Source organism: Peribacillus sp. N1 (assembly GCF_054600815.1).
This window is the reverse complement of the sequence record NZ_BAAHZO010000003.1, coordinates 99,132-114,903: the sequence shown is the minus strand read 5'-3', so window position 1 is coordinate 114,903 and position 15,772 is coordinate 99,132. Positions and strand designations below refer to the sequence as shown.

Below are 15,772 nucleotides of genomic sequence, written 5' to 3'. Positions count from 1 at the left end.
AGGCACTACTCCTTTAAAACCGCTTTGTTATAGATTTCGGGATTCATTAATGAATCTACAGCTTGCGTTATGAATGGGTATATTGATTCTGTTCCTACTCCGAATAAAACGGAAATGATGACAAGGAGTACGGCAGGAACCAGCATTTTATTTACCGTTTTATTAGTTAAGGCATAATCAGCTTTTGGAGTTCCCCAAAAGCCATTCATGAATATTTTCATGACGGAATATAGGACCATCAAGCTCGAAAGCAAGACAACGGCCATTCCTAAGTAGGCCCCATTTTCTGCTGCTCCCTGAAGAATCAGGAGCTTGCCGGCAAAACCGCTGAACGGCGGAATTCCCGCCAATGATATGGCAGCTATGAAGAAGGTCCATGCGACGGCCGGGTATTGCTTGATCAGGCCGCCCATGTTCCGTAGATCATCCGATCCGCTGATTTTGATCATGATGCCAACCAGCAGGAAGAGTGCAGCCTTGATCAGCATGTCATGAATGATATATAGAATGGATCCCGATAAAGCCTGTTCATTCATGACGGAGATGCCGAATAGGATAACCCCGACTGCGATGATGATATTGTAAATGATGATTTTTTTTACATCCCAATAGGCTACCGCACCAATGACACCGATGATGATGGTCAAGATAGCAAGTATCGCAAGGAAAGTATGGGTGAAATCCTGGTCATGATAAAACATGAGTGTATAGGTCCTGAAGATGGAATAGATCCCGACCTTTGTCAGCAATGCCCCGAATAGGGCCATCACTGGAATGGGCGGAGCATAATAGGAACCTGGAAGCCATTGGAAGAGCGGGAAAATGGCTCCCTTCAAACCGAATACGATCAGAAACCCAATCGCTATCACCGAGATGATACCAGGCTGGTTGACTTCCGCTATCCTCTGGCTGATGTCAGCCATGTTCAATGTGCCTAGAACTGAATAAAGATACGCCACCATAATGACGAAAAAGGAAGAGGATAGTACATTGACGATGATATACTTCAATGATTCCCTCAGCTGGATTTTCGTACCTCCCAGTACCAGCAGCACGTAGGAAGCCATCAGCATGACTTCGAAAAATACGAATAGATTGAAAAGATCCCCCGTTAGGAAGGCACCGTTCACTCCAATCAGTAAAAATTGAAATACAGGATAATAATAATGTCTTTCACGTTCTTCCCCTATGGAGTAAAACGAGTAAAGCAGTATTGCAAATCCAATGACATTCGTGGTCAGTACGAGCAGCGAAGAAAGCATATCTGCGACGATCACGATCCCGAATGGCGCATCCCAGCTGCCGACACCTAAAGTCAGGATCCCTTGAGTATGGACCGTAAATACTAGATATAGGGAAATCACAATCCCGATAAGAGAGGAAGTAAGGGATATCCCTCTTTGCAGCTTGATTTTTTTGGCAAAGAAAATGAGAAGGATGCCTGTGAAAAGCGGCCATAAAACAGGCAGGAAAGTAAGATTATTCATTAGCTTCCGTACCTCTCATTTCTTCCATGTCATCCGTACCGAGTTCCTGGTAGGTCCGATAAGCAAGTACCAGCAGAAATGATGTGACTCCGAAACTGATGACGATCGCCGTCAAGATAAGCGCTTGCGGAAGCGGGTCGACATAGGATGCAGCTTCATCACTTAGCAATGGAACGGAACCGCCTTTCAAACCGCCCATCGTCAAAATCAAAAGGTGGGCGCCGTGACTTAGAAGCCCTGTACCGATTATGATTCTTAATATGCTTTTGGAAAGCATTAAATAGGTCGCACACATAAATAGTATTCCAATGACAATGGCCATTAAAAGTTCCATTATTCACTCTCCCCTATCGTTTGAATAATGGTCATCGTTACACCAACAACCACAAGATAAACACCAAGATCAAAAAGTACCGCGGTATGAAGCGAGATATGCCCAAGAAGCGGTAAATCAACATAATGATAAACATGTGTCATGAGGGGCACCCCGAACACCAGCCCGCCGGCCACGGTCAGGCTTGATATGAACAAGCCTGACCCGATCATTAATTTATAGTCAATCGGCAAGATGCCGGTGACGGTTTTAATGTCGAAAGCGAGCAACAGCAGGACTATGGCGGCTGAAGTCATTAAACCGCCGACAAACCCGCCACCTGGCGAATAATGCCCGCCTAAAAAGATGGCCACCGCAAACAGCAAGATAACAAAGGCGGCGACTTTCGTAACCGTTTGGAGAATCAGGTCATTTTGCTTCATGATTTATCTTTCCCCCCTGTCAAACGCAATTTGATCATCGCGAATATCCCGAGCGCAGCGATGGAAAGGACACTGATTTCAAACATCGTATCAAGTCCGCGGAAGTCAACGAGAATGACATTTACGACGTTTTTCCCGCCTGCTTCCTTATAAGCATTTTCAAGATAGTAACTGGAGATGGAATCAAATAGTTTATTGCTATGTGCCGATAAGGCAATCAATGTCACGATGACTCCTACACCAATGGATATCAGGGCATTATTCAACTTGAATGTCATCCGTTCTTCCTTTCTGCTTGCCATTAACGGAAGGTGGAAGAAACAGAGCAAAAACAGCGATACCGAAATCGTTTCGATGACTAGTTGAGTCAAGGCTAAATCCGGTGCCCGCAGCAAAACGAAAAATAGGGAAATCGTATAACCGACGGCTCCTAAGATGATAATGGAAGTTAAACGGGATTTTGCAAACAGAATGGCGATCGAGCCAATCACGATGATCGCAGCTAATATCAATTCATATATGCCGATCGGGGCAAAATTCCCTGTATCCAATTTAAATGCATCCTTCCGATAGAGCGAAAAGCCCAAGGAAAGAATGAAGAAAAGGAAGATTGAAAGCAGATAAGTCCGAATCGAACCTGTCATTAACACTTTCATGACGATGGAAGCTGAGCGTTCGAGCCCTCTAACCCCGTTATCATACAACGCATTCAGGGATATACGTTCAGGAATCCACTGGGTGATCTTTTGCCACTTCGGAAGCGTTTTGTATAAAAGGATTCCAAATGCTATGATGCCGATGGTCATCCATACTTCAGGTTGGAATCCATGCCAGAAGGCGATATGGACTTGGAAGTCCGGTCCCGCCAAGCTTGGCTGTATGCCGGCTACCGCAGGTTTAATGATTGATGAAGATAGCAAGTTTGGAAAAATACCGAAAACGATGACCAACGAAGCAAGGATGATCGGGGATATCAGCATCCCGATCGGCGCCTCGTGGGGCTTCTTGTCCAATAGTTGTAACTGAAGTTTGCCTGTAAAGGGTTTGAGCACGACGATCATGCTATAAATAAAAGTGAATACACTGGCTACCCATGCCACCACAGGGAACAGGACCCCCCATGTCTCCATATTGAAGATATTCAATTCCAATACATTCACCATGCTGGCCAAGAACATTTCCTTGCTCAAAAAACCATTGAAGGGCGGAAGTCCAGCCATTGAAAAAGCACCTATGACAGCGACGGTGAAAGTGATCGGCATCAACTGCATCAATCCGCCTAGCTTTCTGATATCACGTGTACCGGTTTCATGATCAATGATGCCTGCAACCATGAAAAGGCTGCCTTTGAAGGTCGCATGATTAATCAAGTGGAATACTGCTGCAACAGTAGCTGCCAAGTATATATTTTCCCCTAAAGATTCATAGTGAAGGGCCGCCGCACCAAGTCCCAAAAGCGACATGATCAATCCGAGCTGACTGATGGTGGAAAAAGCGAGAATCCCCTTTAAATCAGTCTGCTTGATAGCAGAGAATGAACCCCAGAACAGGGTGATCAATCCGGCGATCGAAACGAGCCAGAACCATAATCCTGATTCTGCAAAAACAGGGCTTAATCGGGCAACCAAATAAATTCCGGCCTTGACCATTGTGGCGGAATGAAGGTAAGCACTGACCGGTGTCGGGGCTTCCATAGCGTCAGGAAGCCAGATATGGAAAGGAAACTGTGCGGATTTAGTGAACGCGCCAAGCAGCACAAGCAAAAGTGCAGGAACGAAGAGCGAGTGGTCCATAAGTTCCCCGCTTTGGGCAATCAATTCACGTATGCTGAATGTGTTCCCCATAACGGAAAGGAGAATGATGCCACCAAGCATGCTTAAGCCTCCAAGCACAGTGATCAGCAGGGATTTCTGCGCTCCATAACGTGAACGCTCCCTTTCATTCCAATATCCTATCAATAGAAAAGATGATAAACTCGTGAATTCCCAAAACGAATAAAGGACAATTAGGTTATCGGATAGGACGACACCAAGCATTGCTCCCATGAAAAGTAAAAGGAAGACGTAAAATTGGTTCAGCTTTTCTTTCTCTTTCGATAAATAGAAAATTGAATACAGAACGACGAGTGAACCTATACCTGTAATGAGCAAGGCGAACAAAAGCCCTAGTCCATCTACATAGAAATCAACATGAATTCCGAGAGAAGGAATCCATGTTGCCCTTTCCATAATGATATCCCCTTGTTTGGTCAAGGAAATGAACCTTGAAAAATAGGTGAAAAGGAGAATCGGTAAAATCAAAACAAACCATCCTGTATGTATTTGTCGAAATAGTTTGTACAATATCGGTACAATAAGTGCTAATAGAAACGGTGATAATACCGCCCAATGAAGTAAAGACATAAACTCCCCCCTTTTTTAAAACGAAGTCAGTCGTCTTATTATGCTTTTTTCGCGCAATCCTAGACGTTAGGAAATCTTCGTTGAATATGTATTTTATTATCGAATGCTTGTCTCGCTTAAAAGTATAACGCAATTTATGTGGGTTTGCATGGCATTAAAAACGGTGAAGGCCAACTTGAATGATGTTTTATATATAGGTAGAAAAGGAGGGGAAACCGACCTGAAAAATTTATTGAAAAAAGTTTTTCCAGGGTGAATTAGTAGAGTATCCATTGTGAAATGATGGATTATCTTGCATAATATAGGATAAAAGACGCGTGGATGGAGAAATCATGAAAAACACATATTTACTTAGCTATTTACCAATCATTTCAATTCTACTATTCAGCCTCTCCTTTGCCATTTATGGGGAAATGCAAATGCTCTCTTTATTTGGGAATTTGGGAATCTACCAAGGGATGCTGGAGTTTTTTTCTGAAACGGGCATTAAGCTGGCGCTGCTGATCGTATTGCTCTTATTATTCTTTATGGTTTTTGCCGCATTGAAGCTGATCTCAGATACGATATTGGAGCTGTCTTTATTATTCTTTTCCAAGGATTCTGAAGGTAAAGCCCTGAACAGTTTAAGAAAGGGGTCTGTCATATATGTGATTGGCGGTGCCTGTTCATTGTTCAGTGTTCAGTTCATCATCGGGCTTGGGTCCATCTTTATCGCAACGAATGTCGTTGCTTTAATTTATTTTGTCAATAAGTTAAGCCCGAGCCTGAACTTGTCGAGGTTAGTTGGATTGGTTTTCTTTCCAATCTTCGTTTGGACGGCACTGATTTCAATAGTCACTTATGCAGGATTGAAGCTTTATAACAGCGTCATTGCAAGCATTCCCATATAGCCATAAAAAAGAAGGTGCCATTGCGGCACCTTCTTTTTTCACTCGGCAGTCTGGCTGATATCTTTCCAAATCAATACATGGGGTGTATGTGAATAAATGGATTGTAGATTGGATGGCTTGTCCCTTCCAATCCAAACCCCCGTTGTATAGTTTGCTGTCAGGCCGACAAACCACATGTCTTTCACATCATTGGTCGTACCGGTTTTACCGCCGACATATTCTGTAGGAAAGTAGGCTTTGCGGGCTGTCCCGGAAATGATCGTTTCATGGAGCAGCTGCCGCATCTTGGCTACGGTGCTTTGGCTCCAAATCTCCTTGGGGCGCTCTTTCCATTTATAAAGGACTTTACCTTCTTGATCGGTGACTTTAATAATGGCGCGGGCCGGCTGATAGTTTCCGTCATTGAAGGAAGTATAGGCATTTGTCAGTTCAAGGGGACTCATGCCATATTCGAATCCGCCTATGGCCGAACTCGTATGGTGGTCTTTTTTGCTCACCTTTTTAAAGTCTAAAGCATCGAGGTACTTGAAACTCGTTTCCACCCCCGTCTTTTCAAAAATTCTAATGGCAGGTGTATTATAGGACTGAGCGAAGGCAGTTCTTAGTGTGACCATCCCATAGCTGTCACCGCTATAATTCTTTGGACAATAGCTATTGCTGCAATAGCTTGCACCGCTAACTAGCTGATTGATGTCAGCATCCGTTTCCTCCAAATAGGGAGCATAATCGAGAAGCGGCTTAATGGCTGATCCTGGCTGCCTATAGCTTTGGTATGCACGGTTGAAAGAATTTTTTTTATAATCTTTTCCCCCAATCAAAGAGACAAGCTCGTGCGTATGATGCTGTATAACCACTAAAGCTCCCTCGATATCATTGACACCGATTTTTGATTGTAAGGCAGTCTTTGACTGTGATTGCAGCTTGGTATCGAGTGCGGTATGGATGGTTACACCGGAATTCAAAAGCTTTTTGACCTTTTTATCCAGCTCAGCTTCCGCTTTCTTACGGATGGCGACTTCAGGGCTTTGCAGAGATTTATCAAGACCCTCGGAGGATGCCACCAGGTTTTTCAATTCCTGATGAACATATGTCACATAATCGGGATATAAGTCGACCGGGGTGGACAAGTCTAATTTAATCGTACTTTTGATAAGCTTCTCGTACTCGGCCTGTTCTAAATCACCTTCGGCCACCATTTGTTTCAGTAATCTTTCCTGGCGCTTTTTCGTCGCATCGAAATGTTTAAGAGGGTTATAGTTTTCCGGATTATTAGGGATTGCGGCCAGGAAGGCAAGTTCCGCCTTGGATAACTCTTCAGTAGCTTTACTGAAATAATATTGGGAAGCAGCTTCGATTCCATAAGCTCCATTACTAAAATATATGGCATTCAAATACAGCTCCATGATTTCCGGTTTTGATTTTTTTCGCTCTATCTGATAGGCGTAAATGAGTTCACTGAGTTTTCGGTTATACGTCCTATCATGTGAAAGATAAACATTCCTGGCCAGTTGCTGGGTAATGGTACTGCCGCCTTGTTCGATTGTTTTATTTTGCGAATTGATAAGAAGCGCCCTGCTTATGCCGGATAGGTCAACGCCTGCATGATCATAAAATTTCTGATCCTCTGTAACGATGAATAGATTTTCCAGGAATAGGGGGATGTCTTCAAGTTTAAGGTAAGTCCGTTTCTCACCAGTGGAAATTTCACTGATGACCTTTCCATTTGCGGCCTTTATGTAACTATCCTGAGCCAGTTCTATCGATTCAATGGGAATTCGCTCGTCGAGTACATGATAGGGAGATTGCGCTAAGGACCACTCCTGATAGGAAAGGAAAATGAAAAGGATCAAGACGGGAATCAAGAGGGAAATCGTGATATAACCAAGATACGTGCGCATAGTTCAACTTCCTAACTAATATATTTTTAGTATGTCCTAGGATTGAAGGAATGAAAAAATGGTACTTTTGATTCATTCATCCATCATAATCCAAATAAGGTAGACAATAAAGAGTTTTGGATAAATTAGGTATGACGGCAATAGCTATCCGGATGGTGTGTTACGAAAAACTTTCTAAATCTTCTGTTATAATAGTCTATGAGAAAAAAAACCATTTTTTGTTTATATGTTGATGTCACGAATATGAAGGGGGTCATAAAAATGGAGGAACAACAGCAATATGTATTCATTGATTTTGAATTTACGATGCCGGAAGGAAAAGCCAACCCAGTAGGGTTTTATCCGGAAATCATTGAGGTGGGCTTAGTCACCGTCATTAATGAGACCATTCAGGAACAATTCTCATCTTTTGTTAACCCAATGAAATTTCCAGTCTTAACGGGAAGATGCAAAAAGTTCTTGAACATTACCCAGGATCAGGTGGACCAGGGGATTTCATTTGAAGAGTTGGTTAATTTATTGAAGAAAATAGATGAGAAGCACCCGACGACGATTGTTACCTGGGGAAATATGGATATGAAGGTACTTCGCCAGAACTGTCAGAAAGCAGGATTGGATTTCCCTTTTTCAGGGAAACAAAGTGATCTGTGCCTGGAGTATAAACGCTTTTTCGGGGATCAAAATCAAACCGGGCTTTGGAAGGCTGTACAGGCCTATGGCAAAGAAGGGACAGGCAAGCATCACCGGGCGCTGGATGATGCGATTACGACATATAATATCTTTAAGTTAGTGGAGAAAGATAAAAGTTATATGAAAAATCATGAACCGACGACAATTGGCGATCGCATTGATTTATCAAAAGTATTGAATCATTTAGCGTTATAAAAGCCAAATCATATACTACTGATTTGGCTTTTATCATGCTTTATTTAAAATAATCCGTCTCTAGATCTTCAAGCAACTGTAAGCTTTTATCATTCCATTCTGTTTGGACTTCGCTTAAAGTGCCTTTCATTTTCTCAACAGCTTCTCTTAAGGATTCCTTATACTCAGGAATCTCCTCATTAAAGTTCCTGACCATATTCTTTGGTACATTGGTTTGCTCCCGGTAAGCTAGAGCACGCCGCTGATGGAACATGGACACTTCCGTTTGCTTCGGGTTATGAAGATCTCCCTGCATGGGATGCTTCAAGACAGCCAACACTTTAACAAGATATGCAGCAGGTCTGATATCGGTGACTTCCCCGATGTATTTTCCAGTTTTATATATGGCGGTAACCTTATCGCCGATTTTAAAATCCTGTTCTGACATTTCCCTACCACCTTTCTTTTAACTTCCTTCATGATACATAAGAACGACGATTTTTCACAGCGAATTTGTTCAATTTCGTAAAGATGCTTTTTTTATGAAAATCGTGTAAAGTGTACAAATGAAGATGAAAAATGGTGTTTCATGCCATTTAATTTTAAAAAGAAAGAGGTTATGAACAATGACAAACTTTCCACAATTAACAAGTGAAGTTTTGGAAAATGAAAAAGCGGTCATCATGCAAACGACGATGGGCGATATTAAAATTAAACTATTCCCTGAACTGGCTCCGAAGACAGTGGAGAATTTCTTGACACATGCTGAAAACGGTTATTACGAAGGAATCATCTTTCACCGTGTCATCAAGGATTTCATGCTACAAGGCGGAGATCCGACAGGCACTGGAATGGGTGGAGAAAGTATCTGGGGAACTCCATTTGAGGACGAGTTCTCCATGCAATTATTCAATTTGCGCGGAGCTCTTTCCATGGCAAATGCAGGCCCGGGAACAAACGGCAGCCAATTCTTCGTCGTACAAGCCCAGCATGTAGACAGCAGGATGGGTGAGCAAATGAAGCAAGCCGGTTATCCGGAAGAAATCATCAGTGCTTATATGGAGCAAGGCGGCACACCATGGCTGGATCATAAACACTCTGTCTTTGGACAAGTGGTCGAAGGCATGGACGTTGTTGATACGATTGCTAACGTAGAGACAGTTGCGGGAGACAAGCCTGCAGTGGACGTGGTCATAAAAGGGATCACCATTTTATAAATAAAAGAGAAGCGAGGGGCTCAGTGCCTCTCTTTTTTTTCGGGGTTTAGTGGATTAAGCCCACTAGTGGATTGTTCTGGTAATTGATATAATGGGATAATGCAGTTTAATTCCCTATCAGGAAGGATGTATCGGATGGATTTTCTCAATCATGCTTTACTAGGTTTGTTTCTTTACTTTCCGGAAGACAAGACTGAATATATCTCAGCTGGTATAACTTGCTTCATTTTTTTAGTGGCAGCCGTTTTTACGATGAGGGCAATTATAAGATATTCAAAGAAGGAAGAAATGAAAACGAAGCAATTCGAAGATGAGGTCACCAAAAGGAACCAGCGTTTAAAGGATGATACCATCTCTTGAACCCGGAAGATGCCGTGCATCACTAGGGTGCCCCGTTTTTGAATATTGATTATCTGAATATGAATGGTATTATGTTTTGTTAGAAGGGCGTAAAGAATTAAATGTTCCCTTATCAGCATAAGCATTTTATACTATAAGCATAGAGAGAAATTTTGGGGGCGTAATTGGTTATGCAAATCGTAGCTAAAAGAATGATTGCGGCAGATACGGTCAAGGATTTTTTCATTCAGCACTGGGAGACGACCCAAGTCGTTTTTTCAAGAGGCTTGTTTCATTATGCGGAACTTGAGGGCTTTGGGGTAATGGACGAGAATGAAAAAATCACGGGGTTGGGAACTTACAAATTATCCGACCATGTATGTCAGATCATCTCTTTGAACAGTGAGCATGAGAATCAAGGTGTTGGCTCATCATTGCTTTATGTGATGGAAAATATCGCTAAGGAAAAAAATTGCCATACTATTAAAGCGATTACAACGAACGATAATTTAAAGGCATTGAAGTTTTTTCAAAAGCGTGGTTATGTCATATCGGAAGTCGTTAAAAATGCCGTGGAAGAATCACGGAAAATCAAGCCGGAGATTCCATTTTACAGTTTTGATGGAATTCCGATCCGAGACGAGATAATACTGGAGAAATACTTATAAAAAGGTGTAATTCACCTGGATATTGATAGGGGGAATAGGGATGTTCAAGAAAATGGCGGCAGATGCCCTTGGTCTTAGTGATATTGGAAGTGTGATTAGTCCTGCTGATTATGACAAGGTAGATGCAGATGACTATATCATGCATGAAGATGGGGAAAAAATTTATTTCCTGATTAAATCAAAAACGGATGAGTACTGTTTCACGAATCAAGCGTTCATACATTTGGACGGCACTAGTGCGATAAGCAAAAAGCGTACACTTACAAGATATAGCTACAGCCAGTATACTATATCAAATGCCACGCTTGAAACCGCAGGGACCGTGGATTTGGATGCGGAAATTAAATTTTCGATCGGTGCAAAGACTTTCTCCATTGATGTTCATAAGAAATTCATAGAAGAATTAAAGGACTTGTTCAAATCACTCGTGAAAATATCGGAAATTTGCCATGAGAATGAGTTTGCCCTTCAATATGCCCAACAAAGCGTAAACCTTGCTTCTTCCACTTTGAACCAGGTTCGCACTGATGGAAGCCAAATGGCTGCAAGCTTCAAGGAAATTAATTCCGCAGCTTTCGAATGGTTGATGGATAGCCGGAAAAAGTACCATGTGAAAGATTTTGGCTTTGTTTTTGAAAAATATATCAATAATTAAAAAAGAAGGCGAACACAGTATGATGTGTCCGCCTTCTTTTTTAATTGTTCAAATCACTCAAGCCAGGGCTATGTTCATTTGGCATATCCGGCATTTCAGGTACCGGGAATCCTTTTGGCGGCTCTGTAACAGCAAGGTTTCCGCCATTTCGGCTCGGTGTTTCCCCTTTGAAAATATCGCCGATTTGAGTTGGGTCCAATCTGAAATTGAATTGGGCATTATGGTAGCCTAAATCCACATATTTGCGGCATTCAGGATATTTGTTCAAATCATAATTAGGTACAGGGAAGATTTTCCCCCAGTCGACCCCAAGTGTTTCCAATGCCTTGGCAAATGCATTTTGGTGGGCATTGTCGCGAACCATTAAAAATGCCAGTGTTTCGCGCATTGTTTTATTGGAACTCATTTCATAAATCCTGGACTTTTGCAGGACACCAGTAGATTCAAGCATGACATTGTTCAAAAGGTTTGCCACAAGATTACCGTGATCATAAACCCATGATCCATTCCATGGATTGCCGCCAGCATCGACAGGTAGGGAAGCTTTTGCTCCGATGATGAAATGGTGAGGGTTTGCGCCGCCTTTGATGACTTCATCCAATGGGGCGCCGTCGGTAGCGACATCTCCAGGCATATCCCCGCCAGCACCATTCAGCAGCTGGTTGATGGTTGATTGGACAAGTTCAACGTGGCTGATTTCTTCCAAGAAAACACCACGGAGTAAATCACGATATTGTTTAGCCTTGCCACGGAAATTGGCGCTTTGGAAAGAATACTGCATCATCGTCCGCATTTCACCGAATTGCCCTCCAAGTGTTTCCTGAAGTACTTTTGCTGCATTCGGATCAGGCTTATCGGGAACGATCATATTGATTAAATCTTCCTTATAGAAATACAAATGGAAGTCCTCCTTGAAATTAAAATTTCTAATTTAGCTTCTGTTATCTGAATTAAATTATTCCTAAGGTAAAAAGTACCTTTATGGAATGGCGGGAAGAGAGAAATACTAGAGGGAAGAACGATTTGAAAGGATGTTGCACATGCTATCCAATCAGCAGCTTAAAGAATTTCAACAGCAATTGCAGCAAACGAAGCAAGAGTTGGAAGAGCGATTAAATGATTCAGGCAACTATGATTTAAGAAGAAGCCTGGAGGATTCGACTGGTGAGTTATCGAGTTACGATAATCATCCCGGAGATGAAGGAACCGAGTTATATGAACGGGAAAAGGATTTGGCCCTTTCCGAGCATGATCGGGATGAAATAAGGGATATTGAAAGGGCGCTTTCTGCCATCAAGACAGGTGATTATGGAAAATGCCAGGTTTGTTCAAAGGAAATACCTCTTGAACGTTTGAACGCCATCCCTACTACGACTTATTGTGTCGAGCATACCCCATCACAGGAAACTTCGGACAATCGGCCGGTCGAAGAGGAAGTTTTGGGACCGCCGTTTGGAAGGTTTGATTTTGACGACCGTCACGAATCGGTTGCGTACGACGCGGAGGATTCTTGGCAGGATGTTGCCAGTTATGGAACATCTGAATCGCCTTCCGATTTTGTAAATCCGCCAAACGATTATGAAGATATGTATGTGGAGTCCGAGGAAAATGTCGGCTATGTCGAAAATTATGAAAATTTCGTTGGTGTGGATATATACGGTAAAGAGATAACGGTTTATCCGAACTCGCAATATGAAGAATTGAAGGAAGAACTTTTTGAAGAAAATATCCAAACCTCATTTGGGGATTTGCCCCGATATGAGCATGATCCTTATGTGGGTGAAGAAAAAGATTGAAAAAGAAGAACCAGGATTCTAAGCCTGGTTCTTTTTTTATTTAAGAAAAAGCCAATTTCAAACGGTTTAGCCCATCCATCAGAACGCTGCGTGAACAACCGAGATTCATTCTGACGAAACCTTCTCCGCCAGGTCCGTATTTAGAACCAGGCTCCAATGCGAGCTTCCCTTGATGGATAAGTCGATCCTTGATTTCCTTGTCGGTCAATCCAAGGTCACGGCAGTCAATCCATAAAAGGTAAGAGGCATCCGGATGCATGACATGCAGTGAAGGAATTTCGGCTGCAATGAATTCCTCTGCCACTTTTATATTCTCCTCAATGTAGCCAATCATGTCTTCAAGCCATTCCAAGCCCTCCCGATACGCAGCTTCCATTGCTGTTAAGGCAAAGATGTTAAGACCATGGAAGGCCAGTTTCGTTTGAGCCTTTTGCAAAAGCTTCTGCAATTTTTCATTACTTGTGATCAGGAATGAAGCCTGAAGGCCGGCAATATTGAATGTTTTGCTTGGCGCCATCAATGTAACGGTTATGTCCGCTAATTTTTCTGAAAGCGAGCCGATCGGATAATGCTTTGATGTTGTATGGAATAAATCAGCATGTATCTCATCACTGACGATGACTACATCATATTTTTCACATAGCTCCCCGATCCGTAAGAGTTCATCCTTTGTCCAAACGCGTCCGCCGGGGTTATGCGGACTGCAAAAAAGGAATAGTTTCACTCCGCTTTTCAGCTTGTCCTCAAAATCAGTGAAATCGATCTCAAAGCGGTCATTTTCAATGATAAGGGGACTATTGACCACTTCCCGGTCATTATTTTTGATCATATCAAAAAATGGTGTATAAACGGGAGATTGTAACAATATTTTATCGCCCGGGTTCGTGAATGCTTGGATCGTTGTACCGATTGCGGAAACTACGCCGGAGCTGAATGAAATCCAATCTTTATCGATTTGCCAGGAGTGCCGGTCTCTAAGCCAGCTTTGAATTTCAGTGAAGACCGTTTCAGAAGGGACGGTATAACCGAAAATCGGATGATTCAAGCGTTCCATCAATGCCTTTTGAATGCCCTCAGGAGATGGGAAGTCCAAATCGGCAACCCACATTGGCAGAACATCCTCGCGACCATATAAGGATGTGAGGAAGTTTTTATCCCATTTTGCAGACCCTGAATTTTCCCTGTTGATTTGTTCTTCAAATATTGACTTGTTCAAAATATCCACCACCGAATAAAATTTGTCGTCTTCGCGAAAAGCCTGTTGTTATGATACTATGATATCATGTTCTTTGAAAATATTGAGCAGGTGATGATTTTATGGATACACAGCAAATGAATTTAGCATTGGTTGCCGTTTTGCAAGAATGGGACCCTTTCAAGATAGGATGGGATCTATATGAGCCGGAAATTGCCGATACGGTCGTAGCAATCCGGAATATAGATGATCCAAAGGAACTGGCGGAAAAGATAAAATCCATTTACGAGTTCTCGTTCGATGAATCCGTTCAGATGGATAAGTGCCTGGAAATTGCTCAAAAGCTGCTGATCATTAAGAATGATGCCAGCTGTTCGATCTAAAGGTGACAAAGGGTGTACCCAGAAATCAGGGGCACCTTTTTTACGGTTTTTTTTGCTCTTTACTCGAGAGTTTTGCTGTTTTACTCGTGAGTTTACGTTGGGGTGGCCACCCCAAGAAACCCCTTAATTAGTTGATACACTTCTTCCGGTTTCTCCTCTGGAAGAAGGTGCCCGGAATCCTCAATGACAACAAGCTCGGAATTAGGAAGGTCTTCATGGAGCCTTTCGCCAATACTCAAAGGCACCACTCGGTCATGCCTTCCCCAAATAAGCAGGCATGGCGTATGAATACCACTAAGGTCCTCCTTCAACAAATCGATTTCCTTATCTCGAAGCATCCTCCCCAATGCCCGGAAAATATCATGCTTCTTAATGAATGGCCCTAGGTATCCCTGCCGCATTTCATCGTCAATCATCGCCGGGTCATGGACGACATTTTTCAAGTTCTTTTCGATACCTGACTTTTGCAGATACCGTTTTATCCCGTATGAAAAGAAAGGCAGGTAACTGACCATCTTCATTTTTTCCGAATAGCCGGGCTGATAGCCTGAACCGGCAAGTAGAATGGCATGGTCTGCAAGATCAGGATATGACTTGATGAGCTGCAGGGAAATCTGCCCGCCCATGGAATGGCCGATGATACTGAATTTCCTGATGCCTTTTCCCTCCAAGAATAGAACGACGGATTTAGCGATGTTTCGGAATGAATATATATATCGATAATCTTTTCCGCTTTGCCCGAATGGCGGGAGGTCGATGGAGATCACATTGTATTCCTTGATTAAATAGGGGACTAATTTACGGAAACTGAAGCTCGATGACAAAAATCCGTGAAGCAGGACAAGGGTGGGGAGAGAATCATCGATTCGGTCATATTCAAAATAGATTTCGATATCACCCACCCGTTCGACACCTTTGATTGTATGACTTTCCAAAAAAAGCTCCTCCTCCGTTATTGGTCAATGATAAAAACCCATGTTAACCTGAATATTCCAAAAAAGGTCCTTTAATACTGTTGCATAACAGTAATTGTAATAATAACGATGAAAAAATACAATTACTATAACAGGTCACCAGCCAATTTTGATATAATAGTGTAAGTTTATCCTGACAGCATAGGACTTATTAAATTATATTGTCATATAGGTTTTTTAAAAAGTCTAATAAGGTAATTCGTGAGACTATCTGCCAGCCAAACCATCACAGCTAAATTAGTGAATTC

The 15,772-nt window shown here is 42.4% G+C and carries 17 protein-coding genes; 8 read left to right on the top strand and 9 right to left on the bottom strand.

What is annotated here, in order from left to right:
- Positions 1-5: 5 nt before the first annotated feature.
- From ACYP5M_RS13440 to ACYP5M_RS13425, 4 genes are read right to left on the bottom strand one after another with little or no spacing between them, the layout of a single operon-like run.
- Entirely contained in the window at positions 6-1,487 is a 1,482-nt protein-coding gene (locus tag ACYP5M_RS13440; protein WP_402943792.1) for a Na+/H+ antiporter subunit D, read from the bottom strand.
- A complete protein-coding gene (locus ACYP5M_RS13435) occupies positions 1,480-1,821 on the bottom strand; it encodes a Na(+)/H(+) antiporter subunit C (protein ID WP_076368129.1) in 342 nt (113 codons plus the stop codon). Before ACYP5M_RS13435 ends, ACYP5M_RS13440 begins: the two co-directional genes overlap by 8 nt.
- Positions 1,821-2,243 carry a Na(+)/H(+) antiporter subunit B gene (locus ACYP5M_RS13430; protein ID WP_098371445.1) on the bottom strand — a complete coding sequence of 141 codons (423 nt, stop codon included), beginning with the start codon at positions 2,241-2,243 and terminating at the stop codon, positions 1,821-1,823. Before ACYP5M_RS13430 ends, ACYP5M_RS13435 begins: the two co-directional genes overlap by 1 nt.
- Positions 2,240-4,645, bottom strand: a complete 2,406-nt coding sequence (locus ACYP5M_RS13425) for a Na+/H+ antiporter subunit A (protein ID WP_452444649.1) — start codon at positions 4,643-4,645, stop codon at positions 2,240-2,242. The genes ACYP5M_RS13430 and ACYP5M_RS13425 overlap by 4 nt, the downstream gene beginning before the upstream one ends.
- A 332-nt stretch (positions 4,646-4,977) precedes the next feature.
- Here ACYP5M_RS13425 and ACYP5M_RS13420 point away from each other — a divergent pair, with 332 nt between their 5' ends.
- Entirely contained in the window at positions 4,978-5,535 is a 558-nt protein-coding gene (locus ACYP5M_RS13420) for a DUF5366 family protein (protein WP_434168037.1), read from the top strand.
- 38 nt (positions 5,536-5,573) lie between these two features.
- Here the strand turns inward: ACYP5M_RS13420 and ACYP5M_RS13415 are convergent, their stop codons facing one another.
- The gene (locus ACYP5M_RS13415; RefSeq protein WP_452444648.1) at positions 5,574-7,433 is read right to left on the bottom strand and encodes a transglycosylase domain-containing protein; all 1,860 of its coding nucleotides are present in this window, start codon (positions 7,431-7,433) and stop codon (positions 5,574-5,576) included.
- 261 nt (positions 7,434-7,694) lie between these two features.
- Between ACYP5M_RS13415 and kapD the strand changes: the two genes are divergently transcribed.
- Positions 7,695-8,318 (top strand): 3'-5' exonuclease KapD, encoded by a 624-nt coding sequence (gene kapD / locus ACYP5M_RS13410; RefSeq protein ID WP_260358701.1) that lies wholly within the window; start codon positions 7,695-7,697, stop codon positions 8,316-8,318.
- 40 nt (positions 8,319-8,358) lie between these two features.
- Here kapD and ACYP5M_RS13405 read toward each other — a convergent pair whose 3' ends face one another.
- Positions 8,359-8,745 carry a kinase-associated lipoprotein KapB gene (locus ACYP5M_RS13405; protein WP_101223613.1) on the bottom strand — a complete coding sequence of 129 codons (387 nt, stop codon included), beginning with the start codon at positions 8,743-8,745 and terminating at the stop codon, positions 8,359-8,361.
- 178 nt (positions 8,746-8,923) lie between these two features.
- Here ACYP5M_RS13405 and ACYP5M_RS13400 point away from each other — a divergent pair, with 178 nt between their 5' ends.
- The 4 genes from ACYP5M_RS13400 to ACYP5M_RS13385 all read left to right on the top strand — a co-directional run bounded on the left by ACYP5M_RS13400 (position 8,924) and on the right by ACYP5M_RS13385 (position 11,176).
- Positions 8,924-9,514 carry a peptidylprolyl isomerase gene (locus ACYP5M_RS13400; protein WP_098371439.1) on the top strand — a complete coding sequence of 197 codons (591 nt, stop codon included), beginning with the start codon at positions 8,924-8,926 and terminating at the stop codon, positions 9,512-9,514.
- 135 nt (positions 9,515-9,649) lie between these two features.
- Complete coding sequence (locus ACYP5M_RS13395; RefSeq protein ID WP_101223612.1) at positions 9,650-9,874, top strand: hypothetical protein; 225 nt, start codon at positions 9,650-9,652, stop codon at positions 9,872-9,874.
- Between the two features lie 170 nt (positions 9,875-10,044).
- The gene (locus ACYP5M_RS13390; RefSeq protein ID WP_101223611.1) at positions 10,045-10,521 is read left to right on the top strand and encodes a GNAT family N-acetyltransferase; all 477 of its coding nucleotides are present in this window, start codon (positions 10,045-10,047) and stop codon (positions 10,519-10,521) included.
- 40 nt (positions 10,522-10,561) lie between these two features.
- Entirely contained in the window at positions 10,562-11,176 is a 615-nt protein-coding gene (locus tag ACYP5M_RS13385; protein WP_048687662.1) for a PH domain-containing protein, read from the top strand.
- Positions 11,177-11,216: 40 nt separating this feature from the next.
- On the opposite strand, the gene ACYP5M_RS13380 is transcribed toward ACYP5M_RS13385, so the two are convergent.
- Entirely contained in the window at positions 11,217-12,074 is an 858-nt protein-coding gene (locus ACYP5M_RS13380) for a manganese catalase family protein (RefSeq protein ID WP_230176213.1), read from the bottom strand.
- A 142-nt stretch (positions 12,075-12,216) separates the two neighbouring features.
- Between ACYP5M_RS13380 and ACYP5M_RS13375 the strand changes: the two genes are divergently transcribed.
- Positions 12,217-12,972, top strand: a complete 756-nt coding sequence (locus tag ACYP5M_RS13375; RefSeq protein WP_434168035.1) for a TraR/DksA C4-type zinc finger protein — start codon at positions 12,217-12,219, stop codon at positions 12,970-12,972.
- Positions 12,973-13,012: 40 nt separating this feature from the next.
- Here the strand turns inward: ACYP5M_RS13375 and ACYP5M_RS13370 are convergent, their stop codons facing one another.
- The gene (locus ACYP5M_RS13370) at positions 13,013-14,197 is read right to left on the bottom strand and encodes a MalY/PatB family protein (protein WP_452444715.1); all 1,185 of its coding nucleotides are present in this window, start codon (positions 14,195-14,197) and stop codon (positions 13,013-13,015) included.
- A gap of 92 nt (positions 14,198-14,289) precedes the next feature.
- Here ACYP5M_RS13370 and ACYP5M_RS13365 point away from each other — a divergent pair, with 92 nt between their 5' ends.
- A complete protein-coding gene (locus tag ACYP5M_RS13365) occupies positions 14,290-14,550 on the top strand; it encodes a DUF1871 family protein (protein WP_101223607.1) in 261 nt (86 codons plus the stop codon).
- A gap of 92 nt (positions 14,551-14,642) precedes the next feature.
- On the opposite strand, the gene ACYP5M_RS13360 is transcribed toward ACYP5M_RS13365, so the two are convergent.
- Complete coding sequence (locus ACYP5M_RS13360) at positions 14,643-15,485, bottom strand: alpha/beta fold hydrolase (RefSeq protein ID WP_434168033.1); 843 nt, start codon at positions 15,483-15,485, stop codon at positions 14,643-14,645.
- Positions 15,486-15,772 lie beyond the last annotated feature (287 nt).